This window comes from Paraburkholderia sp. CNPSo 3281 (assembly GCF_024206515.1).
Lineage (GTDB): Bacteria > Pseudomonadota > Gammaproteobacteria > Burkholderiales > Burkholderiaceae > Paraburkholderia > Paraburkholderia nodosa.
Genome location: NZ_JAMBPS010000049.1, coordinates 1 through 26,991 on the forward strand (window position 1 = coordinate 1; position 26,991 = coordinate 26,991).

24 protein-coding genes and 1 rRNA gene are annotated in these 26,991 nt (G+C 65.6%); 12 read left to right on the forward strand and 13 right to left on the reverse strand.

Annotated elements, in window-relative coordinates; translation table 11 throughout:
* From M3I56_RS31715 to M3I56_RS31725, 3 genes are all read right to left on the reverse strand, one after another.
* Nucleotides 1-250, reverse strand: a 16S ribosomal RNA gene (locus tag M3I56_RS31715); the annotation flags it as partial.
* A 441-nt stretch (nucleotides 251-691) separates the two neighbouring features.
* Complete coding sequence (locus tag M3I56_RS31720) at nucleotides 692-2,971, reverse strand: EAL domain-containing protein (RefSeq protein WP_254357298.1); 2,280 nt, start codon at nucleotides 2,969-2,971, stop codon at nucleotides 692-694.
* Between the two features lie 352 nt (nucleotides 2,972-3,323).
* Nucleotides 3,324-5,537, reverse strand: a complete 2,214-nt coding sequence (locus M3I56_RS31725; RefSeq protein ID WP_254357299.1) for a glycoside hydrolase family 3 C-terminal domain-containing protein — start codon at nucleotides 5,535-5,537, stop codon at nucleotides 3,324-3,326.
* Nucleotides 5,538-6,047: 510 nt separating this feature from the next.
* Here M3I56_RS31725 and M3I56_RS31730 point away from each other — a divergent pair.
* The gene (locus M3I56_RS31730) at nucleotides 6,048-6,485 is read left to right on the forward strand and encodes a carboxypeptidase regulatory-like domain-containing protein (RefSeq protein ID WP_254357300.1); all 438 of its coding nucleotides are present in this window, start codon (nucleotides 6,048-6,050) and stop codon (nucleotides 6,483-6,485) included.
* 33 nt (nucleotides 6,486-6,518) lie between these two features.
* On the opposite strand, the gene M3I56_RS31735 is transcribed toward M3I56_RS31730, so the two are convergent.
* Entirely contained in the window at nucleotides 6,519-7,223 is a 705-nt protein-coding gene (locus tag M3I56_RS31735) for an SDR family NAD(P)-dependent oxidoreductase (protein ID WP_254357301.1), read from the reverse strand.
* Between the two features lie 127 nt (nucleotides 7,224-7,350).
* Between M3I56_RS31735 and M3I56_RS31740 the strand changes: the two genes are divergently transcribed.
* A complete protein-coding gene (locus tag M3I56_RS31740) occupies nucleotides 7,351-8,304 on the forward strand; it encodes a LysR family transcriptional regulator (protein ID WP_254357302.1) in 954 nt (317 codons plus the stop codon).
* A gap of 11 nt (nucleotides 8,305-8,315) precedes the next feature.
* On the opposite strand, the gene M3I56_RS31745 is transcribed toward M3I56_RS31740, so the two are convergent.
* Complete coding sequence (locus tag M3I56_RS31745) at nucleotides 8,316-9,233, reverse strand: LysR family transcriptional regulator (RefSeq protein WP_254357303.1); 918 nt, start codon at nucleotides 9,231-9,233, stop codon at nucleotides 8,316-8,318.
* Nucleotides 9,234-9,463: 230 nt separating this feature from the next.
* On the opposite strand from M3I56_RS31745, the gene M3I56_RS31750 reads away from it, so the two are divergent.
* Both M3I56_RS31750 and M3I56_RS31755 read left to right on the forward strand, forming a co-directional pair.
* Nucleotides 9,464-10,327: an NmrA family NAD(P)-binding protein gene (locus M3I56_RS31750; protein WP_254357304.1), complete on the forward strand. Its 864-nt coding sequence runs from the start codon at nucleotides 9,464-9,466 to the stop codon at nucleotides 10,325-10,327.
* Nucleotides 10,328-10,443: 116 nt separating this feature from the next.
* On the forward strand, nucleotides 10,444-11,157 hold the full coding sequence (locus M3I56_RS31755) for a GNAT family N-acetyltransferase (RefSeq protein ID WP_254357306.1): 714 nt from the start codon (nucleotides 10,444-10,446) through the stop codon (nucleotides 11,155-11,157).
* Nucleotides 11,158-11,170: 13 nt separating this feature from the next.
* Here M3I56_RS31755 and M3I56_RS31760 read toward each other — a convergent pair whose 3' ends face one another.
* Nucleotides 11,171-12,136 carry a GlxA family transcriptional regulator gene (locus M3I56_RS31760; protein WP_254357308.1) on the reverse strand — a complete coding sequence of 322 codons (966 nt, stop codon included), beginning with the start codon at nucleotides 12,134-12,136 and terminating at the stop codon, nucleotides 11,171-11,173.
* Between the two features lie 109 nt (nucleotides 12,137-12,245).
* On the opposite strand from M3I56_RS31760, the gene M3I56_RS31765 reads away from it, so the two are divergent.
* From M3I56_RS31765 to M3I56_RS31800, 8 genes are all read left to right on the forward strand, one after another.
* Nucleotides 12,246-12,539, forward strand: a complete 294-nt coding sequence (locus M3I56_RS31765) for a hypothetical protein (protein ID WP_254357309.1) — start codon at nucleotides 12,246-12,248, stop codon at nucleotides 12,537-12,539.
* Nucleotides 12,540-12,657: 118 nt separating this feature from the next.
* Nucleotides 12,658-13,095 (forward strand): BON domain-containing protein, encoded by a 438-nt coding sequence (locus M3I56_RS31770; protein WP_254357381.1) that lies wholly within the window; start codon nucleotides 12,658-12,660, stop codon nucleotides 13,093-13,095.
* Between the two features lie 123 nt (nucleotides 13,096-13,218).
* Complete coding sequence (locus tag M3I56_RS31775) at nucleotides 13,219-14,094, forward strand: GNAT family N-acetyltransferase (RefSeq protein ID WP_254357311.1); 876 nt, start codon at nucleotides 13,219-13,221, stop codon at nucleotides 14,092-14,094.
* A gap of 17 nt (nucleotides 14,095-14,111) precedes the next feature.
* On the forward strand, nucleotides 14,112-15,038 hold the full coding sequence (locus M3I56_RS31780; RefSeq protein ID WP_254357313.1) for a glyoxylate/hydroxypyruvate reductase A: 927 nt from the start codon (nucleotides 14,112-14,114) through the stop codon (nucleotides 15,036-15,038).
* Nucleotides 15,039-15,240: 202 nt separating this feature from the next.
* Nucleotides 15,241-16,659 carry an aspartate aminotransferase family protein gene (locus tag M3I56_RS31785; RefSeq protein ID WP_254357315.1) on the forward strand — a complete coding sequence of 473 codons (1,419 nt, stop codon included), beginning with the start codon at nucleotides 15,241-15,243 and terminating at the stop codon, nucleotides 16,657-16,659.
* Nucleotides 16,660-16,703: 44 nt separating this feature from the next.
* On the forward strand, nucleotides 16,704-17,204 hold the full coding sequence (locus M3I56_RS31790; protein ID WP_028207995.1) for an Lrp/AsnC family transcriptional regulator: 501 nt from the start codon (nucleotides 16,704-16,706) through the stop codon (nucleotides 17,202-17,204).
* 166 nt (nucleotides 17,205-17,370) lie between these two features.
* Nucleotides 17,371-18,843 (forward strand): NAD-dependent succinate-semialdehyde dehydrogenase, encoded by a 1,473-nt coding sequence (locus M3I56_RS31795; RefSeq protein WP_254357317.1) that lies wholly within the window; start codon nucleotides 17,371-17,373, stop codon nucleotides 18,841-18,843.
* Nucleotides 18,840-19,811, forward strand: coding sequence for a succinylglutamate desuccinylase/aspartoacylase family protein (locus M3I56_RS31800; protein ID WP_254357319.1), 972 nt, complete (start codon nucleotides 18,840-18,842; stop codon nucleotides 19,809-19,811). The genes M3I56_RS31795 and M3I56_RS31800 overlap by 4 nt, the downstream gene beginning before the upstream one ends.
* Nucleotides 19,812-19,861: 50 nt before the next feature.
* Here the strand turns inward: M3I56_RS31800 and M3I56_RS31805 are convergent, their stop codons facing one another.
* The 7 genes from M3I56_RS31805 to M3I56_RS31835 are packed head-to-tail and all read right to left on the reverse strand — an operon-like array spanning nucleotide 19,862 to nucleotide 26,980.
* On the reverse strand, nucleotides 19,862-20,224 hold the full coding sequence (locus M3I56_RS31805) for a helix-turn-helix domain-containing protein (protein WP_254357320.1): 363 nt from the start codon (nucleotides 20,222-20,224) through the stop codon (nucleotides 19,862-19,864).
* 2 nt (nucleotides 20,225-20,226) lie between these two features.
* On the reverse strand, nucleotides 20,227-21,396 hold the full coding sequence (locus tag M3I56_RS31810) for an FAD-binding oxidoreductase (protein ID WP_254357322.1): 1,170 nt from the start codon (nucleotides 21,394-21,396) through the stop codon (nucleotides 20,227-20,229).
* Entirely contained in the window at nucleotides 21,393-22,868 is a 1,476-nt protein-coding gene (locus tag M3I56_RS31815; protein WP_254357324.1) for an NAD(P)/FAD-dependent oxidoreductase, read from the reverse strand. The genes M3I56_RS31810 and M3I56_RS31815 overlap by 4 nt, the downstream gene beginning before the upstream one ends.
* Nucleotides 22,847-23,167, reverse strand: a complete 321-nt coding sequence (locus tag M3I56_RS31820) for a (2Fe-2S)-binding protein (RefSeq protein WP_110388118.1) — start codon at nucleotides 23,165-23,167, stop codon at nucleotides 22,847-22,849. The genes M3I56_RS31815 and M3I56_RS31820 overlap by 22 nt, the downstream gene beginning before the upstream one ends.
* Nucleotides 23,164-25,074, reverse strand: a complete 1,911-nt coding sequence (locus M3I56_RS31825; RefSeq protein WP_254357326.1) for an ABC transporter ATP-binding protein — start codon at nucleotides 25,072-25,074, stop codon at nucleotides 23,164-23,166. Before M3I56_RS31825 ends, M3I56_RS31820 begins: the two co-directional genes overlap by 4 nt.
* Nucleotides 25,071-26,027 (reverse strand): ABC transporter permease, encoded by a 957-nt coding sequence (locus M3I56_RS31830; RefSeq protein ID WP_254357327.1) that lies wholly within the window; start codon nucleotides 26,025-26,027, stop codon nucleotides 25,071-25,073. Before M3I56_RS31830 ends, M3I56_RS31825 begins: the two co-directional genes overlap by 4 nt.
* Nucleotides 26,024-26,980, reverse strand: a complete 957-nt coding sequence (locus M3I56_RS31835; RefSeq protein WP_254357329.1) for an ABC transporter permease — start codon at nucleotides 26,978-26,980, stop codon at nucleotides 26,024-26,026. Before M3I56_RS31835 ends, M3I56_RS31830 begins: the two co-directional genes overlap by 4 nt.
* Nucleotides 26,981-26,991 lie beyond the last annotated feature (11 nt).

Genomic DNA, 26,991 nt, shown 5'->3' on the forward strand with positions numbered 1-26,991 from the left:
ACCAACTAGCTAATCCGCCATCGGCCACCCCAATAGCGCGAGGTCTTGCGATCCCCCGCTTTCATCCATGGATCGTATGCGGTATTAATCCGGCTTTCGCCGGGCTATCCCCCACTACTGGACATGTTCCGATGTATTACTCACCCGTTCGCCACTCGCCGCCAGGATTGCTCCCGCGCTGCCGTTCGACTTGCATGTGTAAGGCATGCCGCCAGCGTTCAATCTGAGCCAGGATCAAACTCTTCAGTTTAAACCTGTTACTGTTTTCGGTTTCTCTCGAAACCGGTCGCTCACTCAAAGCTGACAGGTATCTGAATAAATTCAAAAACCTGACTTACTTTAGTGTGAGACTCTTGATACTTTTGCTGCTCCCGATATCGCTCCGAAGAACCACATCAGGCCGCCACCGCATCAAGCGCCCACACTTATCGGCTGTAAATTTTTAAAGAGCAATTCGTCTTAATCGCTTCGTTTTCGTTCGCAGCGATCAGCGAAGGAGGCGAATTATGCGGGTCATTCCAGATATCGTCAAGCGACTTTCGAATATTTATTTTGGGGGCTGCTACGCCGATTTTCGGCAGCCAGCGGTACCCACGCGTAACAGGTCGCCCCTTCTGTCACCAAATCGGGTACGGCAGCTGCGCCCGACCCAGAGCACAATCGAATTTGAGCGCAGTGATGTCGTTGCCGATCAAGCGCCGACAGTCTCGACGACGCCTTCGGGAAGGGGCTGGGGCAACCCGACACAAAACCCTTGTGCGTAGTCGATGCCAATGCCGCTGAGACGCCCGATGATCGCCTCGCTTTCCACAAATTCGGCGATGGTTGCCTTGCCCGCGGCGTGGGCCACCTGGTGAATGGACTGGACGATCGTGCGATCGAGGTCGCTGCTGGCAATCCCGCGCACAAAGCTGCCGTCGATCTTCAGATAGTCCACCGGCAGGCGCTTGAGGTAAGTGAACGAGGACATGCCGGAGCCGAAATCGTCGAGCGCGAATCGGCAGCCGAGCGCTCGCAGGCTCTCCATGAGGGCAATCGCTTTCGAGAGGTTGGTGATCACGGCCGTTTCCGTGATCTCGAAGCAGACGCTTTCGAAGCTGATTGCGCAGCGTTGCTGCTGCTGCACGATGTACGCGAGCAAGTCTTCGTCGCCGAGCGACGCGCCGGAGAGGTTGATCGACCAGACGTTTGCCGCAAGATGGCCCGCCGCGATGGCTTCGAAAGCACGGCCGATCACCCATCGGTCGACGAGCGGCATCAAGTTGAAGCGCTCGGCGGCGCCAATGAAGTACGCGGGAGGAATCACACCACCCGATTCGTCGACCATGCGCAGCAGCAACTCGACGTGCACTTCCTCGCCGGGACCGCCCTCCTTGAGCGACTTGATCTGTTGCGCGTAGAGGCAGAAACGGTCGTGCTCGAGCGCCGCCTTCACGCGGGCCACCCACTCCATCTGGGTATGCGTAGTCGACTGGAGCTGATCTTCGAGGCAGTACTGATGCACGCGGTTGCGGCCTTTTTCCTTGGCCATATAACAGGCGACGTCGGCCGCCTTCATGATGTCCCACGTCGAGATTTGCGTGGCGTCCACCTCCACCACGCCAATGCTCACACCAGTCGTCAGCAAACGCTGGTCCCATGGTAGCCGGATGACCGTCACGGCCTCCCGCAGATCCTCCGCGACCCGCATGGCGTCGCCGATGCAGCACTCCGGCAGCACGACGCCGAATTCGTCACCGCCCAGGCGTGCGAGGATATGGGCGGCGCGCAGTTGTTGTTTCAACGCAGTGCCCACGCTGCGGATCAATTCGTCGCCGGCAGCGTGGCCGCACGTATCGTTGACGACCTTGAACTGATCGAGGTCGAGGAACATCACCGCATGCGGGCGTGTCCCGGCCTTCTCGAGCAAGCCCGATAGCCGGCGCTCGAATTCGCGGCGGTTCAGCAAACCCGTCAGATGATCGTGCGTAGCCTGATATTCGAGTTCGGCGGCATGCTTGCGCTCCGTGCTCGCGTCTCGAAGCACCATCACCGTGCCCATCATTTCCTCTTCGTCGTCGCGGATCGTCGCCACAGAACAGGCCACGGGCAGGAGCGTGCCATCCGGGCGCGTCACCGAGAGTCTGCGCTGCGCGTCGTCGTCGGCCGCTGCTGCACGGTTGTGCAGACATTGCGCGGTGACGATATTGCCAGAGCGCTCGTCGTAGAGATCACACACGTCGAACAACGGCTTCTGGCAAATATCGCGCGAGGGACGCCCGAGCATGCGCTCGGCGGCGGCGTTGCAATAGGTCACGCTCGCCTGGTTGTCCATGCGGATCACGCCGTCGTCGATCGAAGCGAGCGTGGCCTCGGTGAGGCTCTTTTCCTTCGCGGCGGCCGCTTCTGCCCGCTTCAGCCCGGAGATATCGAAGAGGCAACCGACGATGCGCGTGGCCCGGCCGCTTTCATCGCGTATGGCCTTGCCGCGTCCCCGGCACCACAGGTATCGACCATCGGCCATTCGCAGCCGGTACTCGACGTCGTAGAGGCTGTCATGCTTCAGATGGTTGATGATGGTCTCGCGCAAACGGAGCAGATCCGCAGGATGCACGAGCGCGTTGAAAGCGCGGGTGTCCATGGGGAGGTCGCCGTCGCCATAGCCGAGTTGCTGGTACAGATAGCGGGAATAGTAGGCACGGTCGCTGACCAGGTCCCAGTCCCATAGTCCGGCATTGATGCCCTCGAATCCGAGGCTGAGGCGCTCCTCGCTCAAGCGCAAACGGGCGCCAAGGCGCCGGGAGAGGCGCAGCAGCAATAGCATGCCGGTGCAAGCGAGCGCCGCGACGGGCCACGCTATGACAGCACGGGAGCACTGGGCGAGCACGGCCGCCGCTACGGCACTGACCCACACAGGGACGAGCACCACAATGAGTCGGCCGCGGCGGTTGCCTTCGGTAATCCAGTTCACAGCGCGTGTGATCAGTCTCATGGCTGATTTAGTATTCTTCTTGGTTCAGCTTCCATGCGTCACGTGCGCGCGGCACTACGAGACAGAGTCACAGTAAAGCGTGACGGCGTGTATCTGGAAAACGCGCAAACGGAGGAAGGCCCACGGACGGGTGGGTAAGTCTACCCGCGTTCCCTATTCTGAATGAATGGGGATTACCCGCGGAAGTTATTTATGTTTGCGGGAATACGCATTCGCTTTCTTGCGCGCGCGAATGATAGACACGAAAAGCATTGCAAATTCAATATTCAACCGGCTCGCAAACGTTCGCGAGCCGGCCGTTTTCGAGAATAGAAAACAGAGGCCGCAACGCAGCCTCCTTACGCCCTCCTGCTTACCGGCTCTGCAGGCGGATATCGCGCGACGAGGCGCCCACATACACCGCGCCGCCGGACACGTAAGCCCAGTCGTTATGCGACGTGTCCCAAACGCTCTGTGCACGTTCGGTGATCGTCACGCGCACCGGTTGCGACTGCCCCGGCTTCAGGAACACCTTCTGGAAGCCAACCAGACGACGCGGCGGCTCGCCGGCATAACTCACGCCCAGATACACCTGTGCCGTTTCCGCACCGGCTACGCGGCCATCGTTGCGCACCGTAAACGACGCCGTGAGCGTATGTCCCGGGCCTTGCTTCACCGTCAGTCCCGAATAGCTGAAGTGCGTATACGAAAGGCCATAGCCGAACTCGTAAAGCGGCGTGATGTTGTTCGCGTCATACCAGCGATAGCCCATGTCCAACTTTTCGGAGTACACGGGATCGGTCGCGAAGGCGCCGTTCGTCCCCCACGTAGGCGTGTCCTGATCGTGTACCGGGAACGTGACAGGCAGCTTGCCCGAAGGGTTCACCTGACCGAACAGCACGTTCGCGATCGCCTTGCCGCCACCTTCGCCCGGGTACCATGCCTCGACGATTGCCGAGACCTGGTCCTTCCAGGGCATCAGTACCGGATTGCCGCTCTCGATGATCACGATCGTGCGCGAGTTGGCCTTCGCAACGGCTTCGACCAGTTGATCCTGATTCGAGGGGTTCGCGAGGCTCAGGCTTTGCAGATCGCCGAAGTCCTCACCCGCTGGCTGCGCCACGACAACGATCGCGACATCGGACTGGCTGGCGAGCGTCGCGGCCTGGGTGATCTCCTGCTGCGTATAGGCGCGGAACGGCTGCGTCTGGTCGGTGTTGCCCGCGAAGCTCACCTGCGCCGAAGGCGCGAGCTGCTGGATCGCCTGGGTGATAGGCGTATTGAGCTTGAGCCACGGGTTGGTCCACCAGCCGCAGCCTGTGGACGAAGCGAACGTGAGCCCGCCGCAGCCCGAGAAGTTGCCCGTGACCGGATCGCGCGTATTGCCCGAGCCGCCGCCAGTCAGCACGGCCGTATCGGCGTGAGCGCCGATCACCGCGATCTTGTGCAGGCTCGGCGCCGAAAGCGGCAACTGGCTGTTGTCGTTCTTCAGGAGAACGATGGATTGTTCCTCTGCGGCCTGCGTGAACACGTTGTACTTCGCGAAGTCGATCGTGGCACCGCCCTGCGCCGGATGGTCCAGCACGCCCGTGCTGATCATCACATAGAGCTTACGCCGCACCATGTCGTCCAGGCGGTCCTGCGAGACGGCCTTCGAGGCGATCGCCTGTTTGACCAGATCGGGCGTGAGATAGACCGTCGGGCCCACGTCCTCTTCCTCGTCGAGACCCGCGTTGATCGCCGGGGCCGTGCTATGCGCCGCGCCCCAGTCCGACTGCACCTGGCCCTGGAAGCCCCAGTCCTTCTTCAGCACGTCGGTCAGCACATGCGTGTTCTCGCACGCGTAGGTGCCGTTCAGGCGGTTGTAGCTGCACATCACGCTGCCCGGCCGCGCTTCCTTCGCCGCGATTTCGAACGGCAGCAGATAGAGTTCGCGCAGCGTGCGTTCGTCGATCTGGCTGTTGCCGCCCTGCCGCCCCGTTTCCTGTTCGTTGCCCACGTAGTGCTTGATCGTGGCGATCACCTGCTGGCTTTGCGTACCGATGGTGCGCGCCGCCAGCATTTCGCCCGCCAGCACGGGGTCTTCGCCGAGGTACTCGAAGAGACGCCCGCCGCGCGGTTCGCGCGCGAGGTTCGTGCCGCCGCCCAGACCCATGCCGAATCCTTGCTCGCGCAACTGGTCGGCTATGCGCGCGCCGAAGTCGCGCGCGAGGTACGGGTCCCAGCTTGCCGCGAGCGCGATCGTCGCCGGAAAGGTCGTGCTCTTCTGGCTCGTGCTGCCTGAGCCCGTTGCGGAATCAACCATATTCAGGTCGGGAATGCCCAGACGCGGCACGCCCTGAATATAGCCCGCGCCGCCGCCCGGCACGGCGCTCATCTGGTATTCGGAATGGATGAACTGGAGCTTCTCGTCCTGCGTCATGCGCTTGAGCAGCAGGTCGGCACGAACGTGCGCGCCGAGGTTCTGGGGGACGGCCATCAACGGCATCGGCAACGGATAAGGTACGTCGTTGCTGCTTTCGCCGGCATGGGCCGTAGCGGCCATCGCAACCAGCACGGCGGCGGTGGGCCAACGGGTGATCCTCATATGTCTCTCCGAGAGTTCGAGTACGTTATGGAGTACTGATCAGACCCGGTAAGCAGGGTCTGGCAGAGCGGCCGGCCGCGTCAGGCGCCGGCAAACTTCCTACGGGGGGAAACCGGTTGAGCCGCGATGCGCAAACGTTTGCTTTTGTACGTCCGCGTGGACCTCGCCGGTTGATGTAGCAAAACTCCAAATAATCATATAAAAACTATTGAGTAGCCTTACGAGCTTTTATCTCGGTGTTTTCCCGGCTGGCGGTAGCTGACACGCATGAAAGGCGTGAAATAGACAGGAACTCGTAAGCAATGAGTAATGAGATTGTTGCGAACGCAACGGAAATTCAGAATTCGATGTGATTTGCATGACGCTCGCGAAGGCGGTGCGGCGCCCCGTGAACGCAGCGTGCAGAGCGCGTCGCGGGCCGAAAGAAGCTAATCTGTTACGAGGCCTGCAGAACCGGCGGCGCTCGCGCCTGCGTGCGCGAAATCGACATCACTGTAAGGAGTGGCCACGATGGAAAGGCAACGCAAGGTTCCCCGAATCGCTTCGACCCTGCTCGCTGCAACGTGCGCATTCGCTCTGGCAAGCAGCGCACTCGCGCAAACGGGCATGCCACAAACGGAGCAGCAAGGTGACGTCTCGTTCGTGTCCGGCGGGGTCGGCCGCGACGAGTCCACGGCGCTGCGGCATGCGCGCAGCCAGTGGCCGCTCTCGCTGCTGTTTACCGGTCCCGGTTCGAGCTATGTTGCGGACGTGCAGGTACAGATAACGAACGCAGGCGGCACGTCCGTGCTCGACACGCGTTCGCACGGTCCGTACATGCTCGTGCGGCTGCCCACCGGGCGCTATACGATCACCGCCACCTATAACGAGGTAACGAGGACGCAGCGCGTGAACGTCGCCGGCAACGGCAGCGCGCGTGCGACGTTCTCGTTTCCGGGCAAGCACTGAGCACGAGTCGCGTCTCCAGCCTGTCGAGATGGCTCACCAGGGAACGACTCTCCCGAGGTAGTCGAGGTAATGCAGTCCGGTGCGGCCTTCATACGCTTCGATCGTGCTGACCAGGTTGGGGATGCTCTCCTCGGTGCCCAGGCGCGCTTGCGGGCCACCCATGTCCGTGCGTACCCATCCCGGCGCCATGAGCAACAAGGTTTTCGCCTCGTCTTGATGGCGCGCCGCATAGCTGCGCATGAACATGTTCAGCGCGGCCTTGCTGCCGCGGTAGACCTCATGGTTGCCATTTGTGTTGTTGCTCACGCTGCCTTGCCCGGACGACATGACGCCTATCGTCCCGGCCGGCCGCACGAGGTCCTGAAATGCCTCGACGACGCGCATCGGACTCAACGCGTTCGTCACCATCACGCGAACGAACTCATCGGTTGAAACATCTGCAATCGTTTCACGATGGTCATTTGTGACGCCGGCGTTCACAAAGAGCATGTCCACCCGGCGATCCTGAAGGCGATCGTGGAGTGCCGCGACCTGCTCCGGCACCGTAATATCGACCGTGTCGACTTCAAGCGCACCTTGCGAGGCCTGCGCCGCCTGCGCAAGCCGGCCCATCGAGCCCGCCCTGCCGGTGGCCATTACGCGCCAGCCGCGCTTGAGATATTCCTCGACCATGGCAAAGCCAAGTCCGCGCGATGCGCCGATGAGAAGAACCGTCTTTGCGTGCGGTGATTCCTGCATGGCTATTTCCCTGTATTCAGTGGAGATGGGAAATATAGTGGCGCCTCAGACATGGCGGAAGACGCATGCCTTGCAGCTATAAGTTGCACGGAACGCCATGCCAAAAAAACCCGTGCTAGCATCGGGCATGTCTGAACCCGACCTGAATCTCCTCATCGCGCTCGACGCATTGCTCGACGACGGCAGCGTGGTCGGCGCGGCGCGTCGACTGGGGTTGAGCGCCTCGGCAACGAGCCGGACCTTGACCCGCCTTCGCGAGGCGACCGGCGACCCGCTCCTCGTTCGCGCCGGCCGCGACATGGTGCTCACCCCGCATGCGCAGGCGCTGCGCGAGCGCACGCGAAACGCGGTTCACGAAGCACGCGCCGTCCTTGTGCCGTCGGCCGCCGAGCCCGATCTCGCCACCTTGCAGCGGACCTTCACGATTCGCGCCAACGATGGTTTCGTGGAAGCCTTCGGCGCGCCGCTCATCGCCGCGGCCACCGCGGTCGCGCCATTCGTGCGCTTGCGCTTCGCGCCCAAGGCGGAGAAGACGTCGACACATTTGCGCGAGGGTTCGGCCGACCTCGAAATCGGCGTGCTGGGCGAGATGGGTCCGGAAATTCGCGTACAGGCGCTCTTCAGGGACCGCTTCGTGGGCGTCGTCAGAACGGGCCATCCGCTAGCGCAGGAGCGCGGGCCGAGCGCCGAACGATATGTCGCTTTCGGGCACGTTGTTGCGTCGCGAAGCGGCCGCGGCAACGGACCGGTCGATGCTGCATTGGCCGCGCTGGGACTGGAAAGAACGATCGTCGCCGTGGTGCCCAGCTTCCCTGCCGCGCTAGCCGTGGCACGCGCCTCCGATCTGATCGCGCTCGTGCCCGGATCGTTTCTGTGCAATCACCGTGAACAACCGCAGGACCAACAGGACGAACTGCACGAATCGCCCCAGTCCGCTGGAATCCACGTTTTCGAGCTGCCGGTCACGACCGAAAAAATCACGGTGTCGCAGATGTGGCATCCGCGCATCGAGGCCGATCCCGTCCATCGCTGGCTGCGGCACCTCGTGCTCACGGTATGCCGGCAACGCGTACCGCTGTGATGTCGCCGCGATCAATGCGCCGCGGCCCAGGCGACGATGAAATCGATGAATGCGCGCGTCTTCGCGGGCGTGTAGTGCCGCGACGGATAGTAGACGTATAGCGGGAAGCGTTCGTCGGGCCAGTCGGGGAACAAATTCACCAGCCTGCCATCGGCAATCAGAGGCTCGGCGCCGAGAAGCAGCATTTGCGCAATGCCGGAACCGGCCAGGCACGCATTGAGCAAGGCGCCCGGATCGTTCACTGTGAGCCGCCCACGCGTCGACACCACGACATGCTTGCGCTTGCGATGAAACTGCCAGGGATAGGGCTTGCCTGTCTCGGGGTCGCGGAATTCGAGGCACCGGTGAGCGGGGCCTTCGAGATCTTCGGGGCGCAGCGGCCTGCCCCAGCGCGAGAGATAGCCTGGCGCCGCGACCGTCACGACGGCGGTATCGAGCAGCTTGCGGGCAACCAGCGTGGAGGATCGCGGCTTGCCGAATCGCATCGCAACATCGAATCCCTCCGCCACCAGGTCGCCAAGACTATCTCTCGCGATCAGTTCGATCTCGAGTTCGGGATGGGCGTCCATGAACGGGTCGAGATCCGTGCCGAGAACTGCCCGATAGCACACCGGGTCCAGATTCACCCGCAGCCTGCCGCGCACCGCCGACGCATTGCCCGATGCCGCGATGGCCGCTTCCTCGAGCCCCGCGAGATGCGGGACGACCTGCTCGTAGAAACGGCGCCCGCCTTCGGTGAGCGAAATCGAGCGCGTCGTGCGATTGAAGAGCCGGATATCGAGCCGCTTCTCCAGCCTCGCAATCGCGCGGCTCACGCCTGGCGGCGACATGCCGAGCACGTCTGCCGCGGCGGCAAACGTCCCCGCGTCGACGACGGCGGCAAACACGCTGATCGCGCCGGAAATGTTCTCGAGTGTCGTTGTTCTCAATGTCGTCGTTCCAATGGCAGCCGGCACGGCGGCCCTAAAGCAGCCTTTGGCGATGATGGATCGGCCATCCGATTCGTGCGCGCGAGTCACTGATCTAGTGCCCTTCGCGGCATTTAGCTTCGGCCGCCATGCGTCCAGAATGCGTCTCACCGAAACGGAACCGGGCAGCACCTTGCTGCCATCGTGTTCGGCTTTTCGACAATCTCGTCGTCGCATGCGGAGGGTTTCAAGTGTACGCAATTACAGGCATTACCGGAAAAGTGGGCGGCGCACTCGCCCGTGCGCTGCTTGCCTCGGGGCAACCGGTGCGGGCAGTCGTGCGCAACACTGCGCGCGCCGCGTCGTGGCAAGCACAAGGATGCGAGCTGGCGACGGCAAGCATGGAAGACGCCGCAGCGCTTACCGCTGCATTCAGCGGCGCGCAGGGCGTGTTCATCCTGCTGCCTCCGCAGTTCGATCCCTCGCCGGGCTTTCCGGAATCACGCGCGGTCATCGATGCCGTTTGCACCGCGATCCACAACGCACGGCCCGCGAAAGTCGTTTGTCTCTCGACCATCGGCGCGCAGGCGCAAGAGAGCAATCTGCTCACGCAACTCTCGCTGATGGAGCAGGCGCTAGCCGCGCTGCCTGTGCCGGTGACTTTCCTGCGGCCTGGCTGGTTCATGGAGAACGCTGCGTGGGACGTCGCGTGCGCGCGCGACAACGGCGTGATCGAGAGCTACCTGCAACCGCTCGACCACGCCGTCCCGATGGTCGCGACCGCGGACGTCGGCCGTCTCGCCGCCGACTTGCTCCAGCAGACAAGGAGCGGCACACGCGTGGTCGAGCTGGAGGGCCCGCGCCGCGTGAGCGCCAACGACATTGCTTCCGCGTTCGCCCGGGTGCTTGGCAGGCCTGTGCGCGCGGTGGCGGTGAACCGGCAGGAATGGGAGTCGCGCTTTCTGGCACAAGGCATGAAGCACCCCTTGCCGCGTACGCGCATGCTGGACGGATTCAACGAGGGCTGGATCTGTTTCTCCAAGCCCGCCGATGAAATCCTTCGCGGGCGCGTCGAACTGGACACCGTGCTCAAAGCGCTCGCAAGCGGTGCGTGACGAAAGGCATTGGCGGGAATAACGCCAAAGATGACGCGTTCGGCCATGGTCCGCCGAACGCACCTCGTCTAGACTATCGTCACAAACCGTCCCCATCTCTTACCGGAGCGCGAATCATGTTCGATGTGCTGGCAACGAAACCTGCGGGCAGCACAACCGCGCTGGACAACGTGCCAGGGCACGCGCTGACCGGCCGCCAGCGCCATCTTGCCGTTGGGAACGATCGCGCGGTGCGGTATGTGCCCGCCGTCGCCCCCTTTGCGGCGATGACGGACACCACGCCTGAATCGTTCGACGCCTTGCGAGGACTGATCGAAGAGCATGCACCCGTTGCCCTGACCACGCTGGATGCCGTGGAGCCACCCGCCGGCTTCGCGCTGATCCGGCACGCCACGCTGCTGCAAATGGTCTGGCAAGGCGAAGCGCCTGCGCCCACCGCGCTGGAGCACGTCCAGCTAACGGAGCATGACGTGCCGGAGATGCTCGCGCTGGCCGCGGCAACGCAGCCCGGCCCGTTTGGCCCGCGCACCATCGAATTCGGCGGCTACCTTGGCGTGCGCAGAGAGGGCAAACTCGTTGCCATGGCCGGCGAACGCATGAAGATCGAAGGGTATACCGAAATCAGCGCCGTATGCGTGGACCCGGCCTTCAGGGGGCAAGGGCTCGCGGCGGGCCTCATGCAACTGCAGATGGCGGCAATCAGCACGCGCGGCGAGACACCGTTCCTGCACGTGCTGACGTCGAATCACGGCGCCATTTCCATCTATCGCACCCTGGGCTTTGTCGAGCGCCGCGAGATGCATCTCACGGTGCTTGGCGTCGCGCCGTAGAAAAGCCGCCCGTTCACAACAAGTCGGCACGCAGTTCCCGCACCCCTCTTCCCAACCGCTGCCGCAACAGGCTGCGCAGCGTCGCGCCGTCGCCGTAACCGACTTCGGCGGCGATCCTTTCCAGGTCGAGCTTGCCGCTGCGCAGCAGCGACTGCGCGTGCTCGACCCGCAAATCCTGAAAGTACGCCAGCGGCGACTTGCCGAGCACCTCCTGGCAGCGGCGCTGCAATGAGCGCGAGCTCGTTGCCAGCGCCTTCGCGGCGTCCTGCAGCGAGAATCCCGACTTGAGATTTTTTCTCGCCCATTGTTCGAAGCGCTGAATGAGCGGATCGGCCTGCGCCAGATGATTCGGGATGATGTACGGCGCCTGCGAAGAGCGAATGTCGGCCAGCAGATAGCGCGATACGAGCGATGCCAGTTCGGGGCTCGCCGAGCGGATCAGCCAGAGCGCGAGATCGAGATGCCCCATGGCCGCGCCGGCCGTCACGCCAATATCCGAAGGCACGAGCATGCGCGATTCGTTCAACTGAACATGCGGATAGCGTTGCCGGAAGAACGGCGCGAGCGACCAGTTGGTCGTGGCTTCGCGATGATCGAGCAGCCCCGCCTCCGCGAGGATGAACGTCCCCACGCACGAAGCACCGACTCGCGCGCCCCCCGCTTGCCATTCGAGCAAACGCGCCATGCCCTCTCCGACGTCCCGGCGCTCGAACGACTGCATCAGCTCCTGCGCAGATAACGTCACCAACGCCGGCACGATCACCCAATCGGGCTTCGAGTCCGGCGCGACCGGCTGCACCGGCACCGCGAGGCCGTGAGCCGAGCGCACCCGCTTTCTCACCCCCACGAGCGTGACGTCGAAACGCGGAACGCCACCCATGGTCGCGGCCGAAAGCTTGTTTGCGGCAGAGAACGCGTCGAGCGTAACGGAGAGCCCGGTATCGAAGACGCCGTCGAGAGCCAGGACAGCAATGCGCATGGCGTAAATGCCTCTAAAGTTGTCGTTTGTGACAGTACAGCCGACGAGACCCCAACGATACACTCAATCGTGTTGCAAGTCGCAACAAACATAGATCAAGGAGGTTGTCATGAAGGTTCTCGCCATTGGATCGATCGTCAAGGAACTCACGCCCGCGCAGCGCGACGAGATCATGCCGCACGAAGTGCCGGCCACGCTCAAGCTCTACCTGGACGACAAAATTGAGCAGTACTGGTTTCGCCAGGACAAACCGGGCGTGGTGTTTCTCATGAGCTCGGGCTCGGTCGACGATGTGAAGGCTACGCTGGATACGCTACCGCTCGCCCAGGCCGGCATCCTCGCGTTCGATCTGCTGCCGGTGGGCCCGCTCGCGCCGCTCGGGCTGCTTCTTCAAGGAAAGTAGGCGCTACGCAGGAGGCGCCGTCCACGCATGCACCATGGGTTGTCGGCGACCTCCTGGCAGCCTTCTTCTCCTCGCCAGAGATTTCACCTACAACGTACTGATCCGCCGCTTGGTTTCGATGCTGTCTGGCGGCGGGCGCGGAACCTTGGGGAACCTGCAGAACCTGGCAAAGGGAAGAAGGATGAAAACTAACGGTAAACGCCAAATCGCCCGCGCGCTGGTGCTCGTGGCCATCGCGAGTTGCGCGGGCTATGCGCACGCACAAACGGCCGCGAGCGCGCCCGGCGACGCCTCCGCTCAAGAAGGCGCGCCCGCGCAGTCGGGCCGATCGGACAGTGCGTTGGTGCGTGACGTCCGCCGGGCCTTCACGCGCACAACAGGGCTGAATTTCGCCAACATTCACGTCACGGCGCGTGACGGCGTTGTCTCGTTGACGGGGTCGGTACCGCACAAATCGCAGATAGCGCGGGCCGGCGACGCGGCCGGGTCGGTGAACGGCGTCACGTCGGTGTCGAACCACTTGACCGTGCGTACGGCCCGCGGCAGCGGGCCTTGATCCGCGCCAGGCTCAGAAGCAAGCTCAGAAGCGGATTCGATCGGCCGCACAGCAGGATCGTCCTATTCCTGGCGCGCGCGTCCTGTCAAAGTGAGCCATCGACCTTCGATCAAGGAGCCCGCCGTGTCCGGCCAGCCTGCGTCCTCGAGCCTCGTCTGCGAGACTTTCTCCGAATCCGACATCGAGGGCGCCCACGCGCTTTCCCTGCAATTCCGTTGGCCGCATCGTAGCGACGACTGGCGTTTCGCCGCCGCGGCCGGGCAAGGCTTCGTGGTTCGCGAAGGCACCACCGTGGTGGGCACCGCACTATGCTGGCCGTGGGGCAAACATGGCGCGACGCTCGGGCTCGTGATCGTCTCGGCCGACCAGCAAGGCCGCGGCATCGGCCGGTTGCTGATGGAGCGCCTGCTCGAAGTGCTCGGAGCGCGCATGACCGTGCTGCACGCCACCGAGGCAGGCCAGCCGCTCTACGAAAAGCTCGGCTTCAGGAAGATTGGCCTGCTGCATCAGCACCAGGGCGACCGCTTTGCGGCGCCGATTGTCGAGCCGCCGCAGGGCGAGCGTTTGCGGCCGCTCGAACCGGGCGATACGCCGCGCCTCATCGAACTCGCGTCGCGCGCGAGCGGGCTCGACCGCAGCGCACTCGTGCCGCCGCTGCTCGATGTATCACAAGGCGTCGCGCTGGTGCGCGGCGACACGGTGCTCGGCTTCGCGCTGTTGCGCCCGTTCGGCCGCGGCCATGCGATCGGTCCGGTGGCCGTCGCCGCGGACGATGGATTGCACATGGAGCGCGCCAAAGCGCTGATCGCCAACCGCCTCGCCGCCAACGCGGGCGCCTTCACGCGCCTCGATACCCCCGACGAGCAGGGCCTCGGCCCCTGGCTCGAATCGCTCGGCCTCGGGCGCGTCGACACGGTCGTGAAGATGGCGCGCAACGGCGCGCCCGCGCCCGATCCGGGCGTGCTGCAATTCGCCATCGTCAATCAGGCGCTAGGCTGAGCGCGGGAATCGGCTTCATGACGCTCCTCTACAAGGCCGACCCCGAGCGCGGCAAGCAATGGGCGCAGCTTTTCGCGCACAAGGCTCCCGAGATCCCGTTCCGCCTCTGGCCCGATACCGGCGACCCCGCCGCCGTGCGTTATCTCGCGGCGTGGCAGCCGCCCGAGGACCCCGTGCGCACGCTGCCCAATCTCGAAGTGATCTTCTCCGTCGGCGCGGGCATCGACCAGTTCGATCTTTCCGGCGTGCCGGAGCATGTCGCCGTGGTGCGCATGATCGAGCCGGGCATCGTCGAGGGGATGGTCGAGTACGTGATGCAATCGGTCCTGACCATCCATCGCGATCTGTTCGACTACGCCCTGCAACAGCAGCAGCGCGTGTGGCGCGCCCTGCCCGTGCGCGCCGCCGCGTCGCGCCGCGTTGGCGTGCTGGGGCTCGGCATGCTGGGCAGCGCGGTGCTCGAACGCCTGGGCCTTTTCGGCTTTGCATGCGCGGGCTGGAGTCGCTCGCCGCGCGCCTTGCCCGGCGTGGAATGCTACGCGGGTGCCGAGGCGCTCGACGCCTTCCTCGCGCGCACCGATATCCTCATCTGTCTGCTGCCGCTCACCGAAGCCACGCGCGGCCTGCTCGACGCCACGCTCTTCGCGAAGCTGCCGCAGGGCGCGTCGTTCATCAACGTCGGACGCGGGCCGCAACTGGACCAGCGAGCGCTGCTCGACGCGCTCGACAGTGCTCACCTGCGCAATGCAATTCTCGACGTCGCGGACCCCGAGCCGCTGCCGCCGGAGCATCCGTTCTGGACGCATCCACGTGTGCGCCTCACGCCGCACATTGCCAGCGCCACGCGGCCCGAAACGGCCGTCGATGTCGTGCTCGAGAATATCCGCCGCCACCGCGACGGCGTGCCGATGCTCGGCCTCATCGACCGGACGCGCGGCTATTGAGGCTCGTGGCCGTGCCGAGGGCGCAGCACAATATGCTGCGCCCCGCGATCAAAACGCCACAAACACGCTATTTCGCGAATGATTTGGCGAAACGCGCACCGGTATCGGCCCGGTAGCATGGAACGGTGAATCAACGGCCAGCCAACGCCCAATCAACGGCCAGGCGCCGCACTCCTCTGACTCATCCGCCGGGAACCGAACCATGCCGAATCGCTCGCTCATTGAAGCCGACCGCAAACATCTGATCCATCCCGTCGTGAACTACCGCGCGCACGAAGCGCGCGGCGTGACCGTGCTCGAATCCGCCCAGGGCGTGTTCCTGCGCGACGCCGCCGGCCACGAACTGCTCGACGCGTTCTCCGGCCTCTGGTGCGTCAACACGGGCTACGGCCATCAAAGCGTCGTCGAAGCCGCCGCGCGTCAGATGGCGCGTCTGCCCTACGCCACGGGCTATTTCCACTTCGGCTCGGAGCCCGCCATCGAACTGGCCGCGCTGCTCGTGGAGCGCGCGCCCGCTTCGCTGCAGCACGTGTACTTCACGCTGGGCGGCTCGGATGCAGTCGATTCGGCGCTGCGCTTCATCACGCACTACTACAACGCCACGGACCGCCCCGCGAAAAAGCACATCGTCGCGCAGGAGCGCGGCTATCACGGCTCGTCGGCAGTCGGCGCGGGGCTGACTGCGTTGCCCGCGTTCCATCGCAACTTCGACTTGCCGCTCGCCACGCAGCATCACATTCCCTCGCCCTATGCGTATCGCAGCGAGCATGCGGACGACGCGGCGCTCATCGCCGCTTCGGTCGCCGCGCTCGAAGCGAAGGTCGCAGCACTCGGAGCCGAAAACGTCGCCGCGTTTTTCTGCGAACCGATCCAGGGTTCGGGCGGCGTGATCGTGCCACCCGTTGGCTGGCTGAAAGCCATGCGCGAAGCGTGCCGCAAGCTCGATATCCTGTTCGTCGCCGACGAGGTGATCACGGGCTTTGGCCGCACGGGTCCGCTCTTCGCCTGCCAGGCCGAAGACGTCGAGCCGGATCTGATGACCGTCGCCAAGGGCCTCACGGCAGGCTACGCGCCGATGGGCGCCGTGCTGATGTCGGATGCCATTTATCAAGGCATTGCCGATGGCGACGCCGCCGCTGTGATCGGCCACGGCCACACCTATTCGGCGCACCCGGTGAGCGCGGCTATCGGCATCGAAGTCATGCGCCTCTATCACGAAGGCGGCCTGCTCGCGAACGGCGTTGCGCACGCGCCGCGCTTCGCTCAGGGGCTCGACGCGCTGCTCGCCCACCCGCTCGTGGGCGACTCGCGTCACCGCGGGCTGCTCGGCGCGCTCGAACTCGTCGCCGACAAGGAGAGCAAGCCGCGCTTCGACGCAGCGCTCGGCCTGCCCGATCGCATTGCCGCCGCCGCGTACGGCAACGGCCTCGTATTCCGCGCGTTCGGCGACGGCATTCTCGGCTTCGCGCCCGCGCTTTCGTACACCGAAAGCGAGTTCGACCTGCTGTTCGAGCGCCTCGAAAAAACGCTCGACGACGTGCTTGCGCAGCCCGAAGTGCGCGCCGCATTGAAGGCCGGAAACGGCGCGAAGAATGGGGTCAGCGCCCGTGTCGCCGCGTGATAACATCACTCGACACTTCGACATGCAGGGCCGCCCCCATCGCGATGAGCAACGACTGCAAGCTGGACCGAATCGATCTGCGCATCCTCTCGCAACTGCAGAAGCGGGGGCGCATCACGAATGTCGAATTGGCCGACGCAGTCGGGCTGTCGCCAAGCCCCTGCCTGATCCGCGTAAAACGTCTGGAGAAGGCGGGGTTCATCGTCGGCTACGGCGCGCAGATCCAGCTGGAAAAACTGGGCGACGTGCAGATGGTGTTCACCGAGGTCACGCTCGCCGACCATCGCCGCGAGGACTTCATCAAGTTCGAGAAGGCAATACGCGAGGTGGACGAGGTGGTCGAGTGCCATCTCGCGAGCGGCGGCTACGACTATCTGCTGAAGTTCGTCGCGCGCAGCGTGAGCCATTATCAGAGCATTGTCGAGGGGCTGCTGGAGCGCGATATCGGCATCGAAAAGTACTTCAGCTACGTGATCATCAAGACGGCGTTCATCAAGACGCATTACCCGCTCGAAACGCTGTTCTCGCAGAACCTGCATTCCTGAGCATGGGCGACGCACGTGAGGCACGCGCCTCGCGCTCCTGCGTCCCGCCTCCGTATTCTCGCGCGCGCTGCGCGCCGAAACCTCGCGGCTTCGGCGCGCTCGTCGTGCGCGCTCGCTTCCCGGCATCGAACCATCTTCTTCCGCATGTGCGGAAAGGAATCGGCATATGACTACGCGTTATCCCTTGAGCGCGCTGATTCGCAGCGACAATTTCATCGACGGGCAATGGGTGAGCGCGGCCTCCGGTACGCGCTTCGCCGTGACCGATCCCGCGACCGGCCAAACGATCGCCGAGGTCGCCGATAGCGATGCGAACGACGCACGCGCCGCCACCGACGACGCCGCCCGCGCATTCCCCGCCTGGCGCGACACGCTGCCCGCAGAACGCGCCGCGGTGCTGCGCCGCTGGCATGCGCTGATCGTCGCGAACGCCGACGAACTGGGTCGGCTGATCTCGCTCGAACAAGGCAAACCCCTGCACGAGGGTCGCGGCGAAGCGATGTATGGCGCGACTTACGTCGCCTGGTTCGCCGACGAAGCCACGCGTATCTACGGCGATCTCATCCCGCAGCAGCAGCGCGGCAAGCGCATGAGCGCGGTGAAGGAGCCCGTTGGCGTGGTTGCGGCGATCACGCCCTGGAACTTCCCGCTCGCGATGATCGCGCGCAAGATCGCCCCTGCCCTCGCCGCGGGCTGCACGGTGGTCGGCAAGCCCGCCGAGGACACGCCGCTCACCGCGCTCGCACTCGTCATGCTCGCGCACGAGGCGGGTGTGCCGCCCGGCGTGCTCAATCTCATCTGCGCGTCGCGCGAGCGCGGCGTGACAGCCGTCGCCGACTGGCTCGCGGACGCCCGGGTGCGCAAGATCACCTTCACCGGCTCGACGCCCGTGGGCAAGCATCTCGCGAAGGAATCGGCGGGCACGTTGAAGAAGCTCTCGCTCGAACTAGGCGGCAACGCGCCGTTCATCGTGTTCGACGACGCGGATCTCGACGCCGCAGTTGTTGGCCTCATGGCCGCGAAGTTCCGCAACGGCGGCCAGACCTGCGTGTGCCCCAATCGCGTGTACGTGCAAGCGGGCGTGTTCGAGCGCTTCGCCGACAAGCTCGCCACGCGCGTGGCGGCTTTGAAAGTCGCGCCCGCGACCGACCCCGCCGCGCAGATCGGCCCGATGATCAACGCGCGTGCGGTCGAAAAGATCGCCCGCCACGTGGACGACGCGGTGAGCCGCGGCGCACGCGTGCTCACGGGCGGCAAGCGCCTGAGCGAGCTGGGCGCGAACTGGTACGCGCCCACCGTGCTCGCGAACGCGACGCCCGACATGCAGCTAAGCTGCGAAGAAACCTTCGGCCCCGTTGTGCCGCTGTTCCGCTTCGACGACGAAGCCGAGGCGATCCACGCCGCCAACGACACACCGTATGGCCTCGCCGCCTACTTTTACAGCCAGGATGTGCGCCGCATCGATCGCGTCGCGCGGCAGCTCGAAGCGGGTATCGTCGGCATCAACGAAGGCGCGCTCGCTAGCGAAGCGGCGCCGTTCGGCGGCGTCAAAGAATCGGGCTATGGCCGGGAAGGCTCGAAGTACGGGCTCGACGATTACCTCTCCATCAAATACCTCTGCCAGGGAGGGCTTGCATGAGCACCTATCCGATCGAAGTCGCGTTCCCCGACATCGCCGCGCACGAGCGCAGCGAAACGGGCATCCCCTATGTGCATACGTTCGACTCGGGCGCGCCCGGCCCGCATGTGATGATCAATGCGCTCACACACGGCAACGAGGTGTGCGGCGCAATCGTCGTCGATGCGCTGCTGCGCGGGCGGCTGCGGCCGCGACGCGGCAAGCTCACGCTCGCGTTCGCGAACGTGGAGGCCTACCGCCGCTTCGACCCCGCGCACCCCGACGCCGCGCGTTTCGTCGATCAGGACTTCAATCGCGTGTGGACCGCGCAGGCACTGGACGACCTCGCGCGCGAATCGAGCGAACTGCGCCGCGCCCGCGCGATGCGGCCCGTGATCGACGACGTCGATCTGCTGCTCGACCTCCATTCGATGCACGAGAAGTGCATGCCGCTCATCGTCGCGGGGCCGCTCGCCAAGGGCGTCGAACTCTCGGCGCGGCTTGGCGCGCCGGCCACCGTCATATGCGACGAGGGCCACCCGGAAGGCCGCCGCATGCGCGACTACGAAGGCTTCGGCGACCCGGCGAGCGCGAAGAACGCGCTCTTGATCGAGTGCGGACAGCACTGGGAAACGAGCGCCGTGACCGTGGCGCGCGATGTCACGGCGCGCTTTCTGCTGCTCGCGGGTGTCGTGGACGAAGCGGATCTGCCTACGGACTGGCTGCAACCGCTGCCGCCGGAAATGCGCGTCGTGCGCGTGACAGAACCCGTAGTGGCGAAGAGCATGGACTTCCGTTTCGCAGGCGAGTACACGGGCCTCGAAGTGTTCCCCAAGGCCGGCGCCGTGATCGGCTGGTCCAACGGCGAGCCCGTAGTCACGCCCTACGACGACTGTATTCTCGTGATGCCTTCGCTGCGCCAGTTGCGCCCCGGCGTGACAGTGGTGCGGCTCGGCAAGATCGAGCAGCGCATCGTTCAGAAGCGCTGAAGCGTGTTTTCTTCTTAGTTAGGCTAACGAACGAATAATACAGAAGGCGATCAAGCCACTTCGAGTGCCTTCGCTTGCTGCAGGAAGGCGCTGGGCGTCACGCCGCAAAAGCGCTTGAAATGGCGACCCAGATGGCTCTGATCGAAGAAGCCGACCTGCGTCGCGACCACCGCGCCCGGCACGCCCGCCAGCAGCAATAACTGCGCGCGGCGCACGCGCACCTCGCACAGGTACTTGTAGGGCGAGAGGCCGACCTGCTGACGAAACACGGTAGCGAATCGCGAGACGCTGAGCGCCGATACCTCGGCCAGTTCGGCGAGGCTCACGGACTTGTCGAAATTCGCGTCGATATACGCCAGCGCGTCGCGAAGCGGAGTGACTGGCGCGGCAACGGATGCATTCGCGTGATGCATGATCAAGCCTCGCTGGCCGTCGATGTGTGCGCGCTGACAGCGGGCGCCGCGCGCCCGAAGCGCGCAATCGAAAACGGCTCGAGCGGTATGCCCGTTGCGCCGGCATCGAGCAGTTCCGCAAGCGTTTCGCCCACGCCCGGCCCGATCTGGAAGCCCGAGCCGCTGAAGCCGAACGCATAGAAAAGGCCTTCCGTCGTCGAACTCGGGCCGATTACCGGCTCCGAATCCGGCAGGTAGCTTTCCACGCCGCTCCACACGCGGATCACATGCAGCGGCGCGAGCGCGGGAACGAGCCGGCGGAACTGCGCGATCTGCTGCACGGTGTTGCCAGGCAGCACGCCGGCGCGGCGCGTGCCGGCGTCGGCAGGCCCCGGAGCGCCGCCGCCCAGCACGAGGTTGCCGCGCGGAATCTGCCGGAAGTAGACGCTCTCTTCCTTGATCGACGTGTAGACGCCCATCGAATGCATGAAGCGGTAGGGCACGGGCTCGGTCACGGCCATTTGCGGACCGCGCGCGACGAGCGGCACCGGCTCGCCGAATTGCGCGGACAAGGCGCCCGCCCAGGCACCCGCACAGATGAGCAGTTGCTCGGCGCGCCACACGGCGCCTGTCGCGCTCTCCACGCGAAAGCCGCCCGCTTCCTTTTCCACGCGCACGATCTCGGTGTTCTCCACGAGAGTCGCGCCGAGCCTCGCGGCGGCGCGGCCGAAGGCCGGTGCGGCCAGACGCGGATTGGCATGGCCGTCGCGCGGCGAGATGGAGGCGGCCAGCACCTCGCGGCCCAGGAACGGAAAGCGCTTGAACAACGCGGCACCTTCGAGCACTTCGAGATCGAGCCCGTAGGCGCGCGCCTGCTCGGCGTAGCGATGAAAGTATTCGGCGTCGTGTGCGTGGTAGCACACGCGCGTGTGGCCCGAAGGCAGAAATTCGACATCCTCGCCGAGCAGCGACTGCGCGCGATACCAGATATCGAGCGCGCGATTGGACATGGCAAGCTGCGAGAGTGCGCGTCCCTGGCGGCGCACGCCGCCGAAGTTCACGCCGCTCGCCTGCTGGCCCGTGAGCCCACGTTCGATCAGGATCACTGAGCGCTTGCGACGGCTCAGGAAGAACGCCGTGGACGTCCCGATGATGCCGCCTCCAATCACGATCACATCGGCGCGATCCGTCATTCGCTGAACTCCTTTTTGCGGCATGCGCCGGGCTGCGTTTGCGCGGCAAGCGCCGCGCCGTCCTGCGCTTCGTCGACGCCATTCCCGGCGGCGCTCAGCGCCATCGTCAGCGGCTTGACCGGCGCCTGCCCGCGCAGCCGGCCCACGGCTTCCAGCGGCACATGCGCCTCGGCTGCGATGACTTCGGCCCCTGCGTGCGCGCAGAAGCGGCCCTGGCAGCGCCCCATCCCTACGCGTGAGAACGCCTTCGCGCGATTCGCTTCCGTGGCGCCCGTCTCGCGCACCACACGGCGCAATTCGCCAGCCGTGATGGCCTCGCAGCGGCACACGACGGTGTCGTCGGGCAGCGTCGCCGCGAAATGCGCGGGCCACGGAAAGGCATTACGCAAGCCTTGTGCGAAGCGTGTGAAACGTGCGAGTTCAACCCGCAGTCTTGCCGCTTCGGCGAGTGCTCCGTTCGATGAGCCCGCGCCCGCATCCTGCAATGCCGCCAAGGCGGCGAGCCGCCCCGCGCGCTCGGCCGCGTCGGCGCCGCGCACGCGTGCGCCGTCGCCGGCCAGATAAACGCCTGCCACGCTGCTGCGGCCGTCCTGATCGATTTCGGGCAGCCATTGCCGCGCGGCTTGATCGAAATGGAACGCGCAACCCGCGAGATCCGCGATTTGCGTTTCGGAGCGCAAGTGATAGCCCAGCGCGACGGCGTCGCACGCCACGCGCGCTTCGCGGCCGTTCGCGAGTTTCACGCGCACCGCCGTCACGCCGTGCTCGGGCGAGCCTTCGATCGCAAGCGGCGTCACGCCCCGATGCATCGGCACACCCGCGCGGCGCAGCGTGCGCAGGAGCGCCATGCCCTTGCGCAGCGTGGCGGGCACTTGCAGCAAATCGGGCAACGCGCGCATGCGCTGGCCGAGCGTGGATGTATCGAGCACCGCGCTCACCGTTGCGCCCGCTTTCACGTACTGCGCGGCGACGAGGTAAAGCAGCGGGCCGGTGCCTATCATGACGGTGCGCGCGCCGATGGCGCAGCCCTGTGACTTCAGCGCGACCTGCGCGCCGCCCAGGCTATAGGCGCCCGCCAGATGCCAGCCCGGCACGGGCATGAGCCGGTCGGTCGCGCCGCTGCAGACGATCAGCGCGTCGAAGGCCAGCTCGTGGTAGCGTGCGCCGCTCGCCAAATGCACGGACTTCGGCCCGACGTTCCAGACGAGCGTGTCGGGCAGGTAGTCGATCTGCGAGCGCAGCGCGTCGAAGTCTCGATGCAGCGACGCCGCGCGTTCGGCCTCGGTGCCATAGAGTGTTGCGTAGCTGCGCTTGAAGCCTTCGGGCTGACGCCGATAAATCTGCCCGCCGTCGCGCCGCCCTTCATCCACGACGACAGGACGCAGGCCCGCCGCGACCAGCGTCTGCGCCGCGCGCACGCCGGCCGGTCCCGCGCCGATCACGACGACCTTCAGCTCTGCGCGCGCGGCCATACGCCCTCCCCGGCAAGCACGTTACGCGTGACGATCGACATGCCCGGCGCCGCAGGCGTCGTGCAGGCGCGCAGCCGCTCGCCCTGCGCGGTCCACACCCAGCAGTCCTGGCACGCGCCCATCAGGCAGAAACCGGCGCGGCGGCCGTCGTCGAACTCGCAGTCGCGCAGCGCGTCCTGCGTAGCGAGCAGCGCGACCATCAGCGTGTCGCCCTCGGCGGCCTGCGCCACGCGGCCGTCGATCTCGATCTCGAAGGTCGGGCGGCCCGCTTCCGCCACTCTCACGAAGCGTGCACTCATGCGGCCGCCCTCTTGGTGGATTGGGTGGATTGGGTGGATTGGGTGGATTGGGTGGATTGGGTGGATTGCGTTGCCTGCGCGACTTGTGCCGCCTGTGCGGTCTGCAGGCGCTCCAGTTCCGCTGTCGTGTGGTGGCAAAGGATCTGCGCGCCGCTCGGCAAGCGCTTCATCGCGGGTGCCGACACATTGCACGCGCCATCGATCCGCACCGGGCAACGCGCCCGGAACGCACACAGGTCGCGCACCTCGGCCGACGCCCCGAGCGGCGGAAGTGCCGTGCCCGCCACGGCGCGCCGCGCGTCGAGCCAGCCCGGCTGCAGGGCCGGCACCGAATCGACGAGCAAACCCGTGTAGGGGTGATAAGGCGGGGCCTCCAGCACGTCGCGCTGGCCTGCCTCGACGCACTGGCCGCCGTACAGCACGACGACGTCGTCGCAAATCGCGCGCACCGTCGAAATATCGTGGCTGATGAACATGTACGAGACGCCCAGTTCGCGCCGCAGTTCGGCGAGCAGGTCGAGAATCGCCGCGCCAACGACGGTATCGAGCGCGGACGTCACCTCGTCGCACAGAATGAGCGCTGGCTCGGCCGCAAGCGCGCGGGCCAGGTTCACGCGCTGCTTCTGGCCGCCCGAGAGACCGCCCGGCTGACGCTTCGCAATCGATGCGGGCAGCTTCACGAGGTCCAGTAGTTCGAGCATGCGCTTTTGCGCCCGCGCGCCGCGCAGGCCGTGATAGAAGCACATGGGCCGCGCGAGGATATCGGCAATCGTGCGGCTCGGGTTGAGCGCCGTGTCGGCGTTCTGGAACACGATCTGGATGCGCCGGTACTGATCGGGCGTGCGCGCCGAAAGCGTCGCGGGCAGCGGCACGCCGTCGAGCAGCACCTCGCCGCGCGCGCGCTCGACCAGCCCGGCCACCACGCGCGCGAGCGTCGTCTTGCCCGAGCCCGATTCGCCGATCACGCCCAGCGCACTGCCGCGCGGGATGCGCAAGCTCACATCCTCCAGCACGCGCACGGCGGGCACCCCGTTCGCATCGACCCGGCCATAGCCCGCGATCAGGTTGCGCACTTCGAGCAGCGGCACCTCGGCGGCGGGCGGCACGGCGGGCGGACCAGGGTCGGGGTGGCGGCGCGCGGCCAGCAGCGCGCGCGTGTAGTCGTCGGCGGGGGCGTCGAGCACCTGGAGCGTCGTGCCGTTCTCGCGCACCGCGCCATTGTTCAGGACGACGATACGATCGGCCATCTGCGCAACGACCGCGAGATCGTGCGACACGTACACGGCCGTCGTGCCCAGCTCCCTCACGACCTTGCGGAAGGCCGCGAGCACTTCGATCTGCGTGGTCACGTCGAGCGCCGTGGTGGGCTCGTCGAACACGACCACGGCGGGATCGGTGATCAGCGCCATTGCCGCCATCAGCCGCTGCAGCTGGCCGCCGGACACCTGGTGCGGATAGCGCGCGCCGATCGTCTCGGGCGCAGGCAGCGCGAGCGCGCGAAACAGGCTCACCGCCTTCTCGCGCGCCGCCGCGGGCGACATCAGCTTGTGCAGCAGCGCAGGCTCGGTCACCTGATCCATGATCGTGCGCGCCGGGTTGAAGCCCGCCGAGGCGCTCTGCGCGACATAAGCCACGACGCGCGCACGCAGCGCGCGGCGCCCGCGTTCGTCGAGCGCGAGCACATCCTTATCGCCGATCTTTACGCTGCCGCCCGCAATGGCGCAGCCGTCGCGCGCATGGCCGAGCAGTGAGAGCGCGATAGTCGTCTTGCCCGACCCCGACTCGCCGATCAGCGCGAGCACTTCGCCCTTCTTCACCGTGAAGTCGACACCCTTGACGATCTCGACGACCGCATCGGGCGCCGCGCCCGCGACCACACGCAGGCCCGTCACTTCGATCATGTTCATTTTCCGCCTCCATGCGCGCGGCCGCCGTGACGGCGCAGGCTGTCGATCAGCAGGTTCACGCCCACGGTCAGCGTCGCGATGGCGACGGCCGGCATCAGCACGGCGGGCGCGCCTTCCGCGAGGCCGCCAATGTTCTCGCGCACCAGCGAGCCCCAGTCCGCGTCCGGCGGCTGCACGCCGAGGCCGAGGAACGAGAGGCCGGAGAGCAGCAGCACGATGAACACGAAGCGCAGGCCGAAGTCGGCGAGCATGGGGTGGATCATGTTCGGCAGCACTTCCACACGGGCGATATAGAACAGCCCTTCGCCGCGCGCTCTGGCGACCTGCACGTATTCGAGCGTCATCAGGTTCACGGCCAGCGAGCGCGAGATACGGAACGCGCCCGGAATATAGGCGAGCGCCGCGACGGTGATGAGCATCGGCACCGAGGAGCCGAACGCCGCGATCACGACGAGCGCGAGCACCTTGCTCGGAATGGAGATCAGCGCGTCGAAAAGTCGGCTCAGCACCTCGTCGATCCAGCGCGGCGCAACCGCCGCAAGCAGTCCGAAGAATGTACCGATACCGCTTGCGAGCAGCGTTGCGGCGAGCGCGAGACCCACGGTGTACTGTGTGCCGTAGAGCACGCGGCTCAGCATGTCGCGGCCGAGGAAATCGGTGCCGAGCAGATGCGCCGCGCTATACGAGCCGAAGATCTCCGTGGAGGTGATCGCGCCGCCCTTGTACGGCGCGACGAGCGGCCCAATGAAGGCCACGCCGAGCCAGAACACGACGATCGCAAGGCCGATCAGGCCGAGCAGCGAGAGGCGCCCGACGATGCGGCGCAGCGGCGAGCGCGGCGACGTGGGAACGTCGCTCTGTACGTCCTTGACGACGTCGGCGGCGGCCCTTTCCTCGCTCTCGCTAATCGCGTAGAGCACGGTCGCGGCATGGGATGTGGCGGGTCGGTTCATCGTTGACGCAGCCTCGGGTTGGATACGATTTGACACAGGTCCGCGATCAGCACGAGCACCAGATACGCGGCGCAAAACACCATCACGCAGCCCTGCACGAGCGGGAGATCGCGGTTCGTCACGGCGTCGACCATCAGGCTCGCGAGGCCCGGATAGTTGAAGATCGACTCCACGATCACCACGCCGCCAAAGAGATACGAGAGGCTCAGCGCGACGGCATTGGCGATCGGGCCAATCGTGTTCGGCAGCACGTGGCGCAACACGATGCGAACGGGCGACGCCCCCTTCAGGCGCGCCATTTCCACATAGGGCGCGCTCAGCTGGTCGAGCACGGCGGCGCGCGTCATGCGCGCCATCTGCGCGACGATCACGCAGCACAGCGTCATGACCGGCATCGCGTAGATGCGCAGCAGCGTGCCGAACGAGTCCACCTCCGAGAGGTACGAGAGCGCGGGCAGCCAGCGCAGCTTCACCGCGAAAATCAGCACGGCGATGGTGGCGACCAGAAATTCGGGCACGGCCACGGCGCAGAGCGTGAGCACGTTGAGCACGCGGTCGAGTAGCGAGCCGCGGAACACGGCGGAAAAGATGCCGATGGCCAACGCCAGCGGCACCGAAACGAGCGTGGTGAGCCCCGCGAGCACGAGCGAGTTCGGCAGGCGTGTGGCGATCAGTTCGCTGACCGGCTGGTTGTTCGACACCGATGTGCCGAAGTTGCCGGTCACCGCCTGCAGGAGCCAGTGGACATAGCGCGTGAGCGCGGGCTGGTCGAGGCCGAACTGGTGCCGCAGCGCGGCCACCTGCTCAGGCGTGGCCGCCTGGCCGAGGGCCTGCTGCGCGGCGTCGCCGGGCAAGAGGCCCGTGAGGCCGAACACGATTGCCGAGACGATCAGCAACGTGAGCAGCGCGAGACCGAGACGCGCGGCAATGAGACGTTGCGCGTGAGCTTTCATCGGATGTCGCC

Coding starts and splice junctions, on each gene's coding strand:
- M3I56_RS31805 (WP_254357320.1), bottom strand. CDS start 20,224: ATGCATCACGCGAATGCATCCGTTGCCGCGCCAGTCACTCCGCTTCGC.
- M3I56_RS31790 (WP_028207995.1), top strand. CDS start 16,704: ATGAGCAACGACTGCAAGCTGGACCGAATCGATCTGCGCATCCTCTCG.
- M3I56_RS31730 (WP_254357300.1), top strand. CDS start 6,048: ATGGAAAGGCAACGCAAGGTTCCCCGAATCGCTTCGACCCTGCTCGCT.
- M3I56_RS31830 (WP_254357327.1), bottom strand. CDS start 26,027: ATGAACCGACCCGCCACATCCCATGCCGCGACCGTGCTCTACGCGATT.
- M3I56_RS31725 (WP_254357299.1), bottom strand. CDS start 5,537: ATGAGGATCACCCGTTGGCCCACCGCCGCCGTGCTGGTTGCGATGGCC.
- M3I56_RS31815 (WP_254357324.1), bottom strand. CDS start 22,868: ATGGCCGCGCGCGCAGAGCTGAAGGTCGTCGTGATCGGCGCGGGACCG.
- M3I56_RS31780 (WP_254357313.1), top strand. CDS start 14,112: ATGACGCTCCTCTACAAGGCCGACCCCGAGCGCGGCAAGCAATGGGCG.
- M3I56_RS31835 (WP_254357329.1), bottom strand. CDS start 26,980: ATGAAAGCTCACGCGCAACGTCTCATTGCCGCGCGTCTCGGTCTCGCG.
- M3I56_RS31785 (WP_254357315.1), top strand. CDS start 15,241: ATGCCGAATCGCTCGCTCATTGAAGCCGACCGCAAACATCTGATCCAT.
- M3I56_RS31820 (WP_110388118.1), bottom strand. CDS start 23,167: ATGAGTGCACGCTTCGTGAGAGTGGCGGAAGCGGGCCGCCCGACCTTC.
- M3I56_RS31800 (WP_254357319.1), top strand. CDS start 18,840: ATGAGCACCTATCCGATCGAAGTCGCGTTCCCCGACATCGCCGCGCAC.
- M3I56_RS31760 (WP_254357308.1), bottom strand. CDS start 12,136: ATGCGCATTGCTGTCCTGGCTCTCGACGGCGTCTTCGATACCGGGCTC.
- M3I56_RS31735 (WP_254357301.1), bottom strand. CDS start 7,223: ATGCAGGAATCACCGCACGCAAAGACGGTTCTTCTCATCGGCGCATCG.
- M3I56_RS31770 (WP_254357381.1), top strand. CDS start 12,658: ATGCTGTCTGGCGGCGGGCGCGGAACCTTGGGGAACCTGCAGAACCTG.
- M3I56_RS31810 (WP_254357322.1), bottom strand. CDS start 21,396: ATGACGGATCGCGCCGATGTGATCGTGATTGGAGGCGGCATCATCGGG.
- M3I56_RS31720 (WP_254357298.1), bottom strand. CDS start 2,971: ATGAGACTGATCACACGCGCTGTGAACTGGATTACCGAAGGCAACCGC.
- M3I56_RS31755 (WP_254357306.1), top strand. CDS start 10,444: ATGTTCGATGTGCTGGCAACGAAACCTGCGGGCAGCACAACCGCGCTG.
- M3I56_RS31740 (WP_254357302.1), top strand. CDS start 7,351: ATGTCTGAACCCGACCTGAATCTCCTCATCGCGCTCGACGCATTGCTC.
- M3I56_RS31765 (WP_254357309.1), top strand. CDS start 12,246: ATGAAGGTTCTCGCCATTGGATCGATCGTCAAGGAACTCACGCCCGCG.
- M3I56_RS31825 (WP_254357326.1), bottom strand. CDS start 25,074: ATGAACATGATCGAAGTGACGGGCCTGCGTGTGGTCGCGGGCGCGGCG.
- M3I56_RS31795 (WP_254357317.1), top strand. CDS start 17,371: ATGACTACGCGTTATCCCTTGAGCGCGCTGATTCGCAGCGACAATTTC.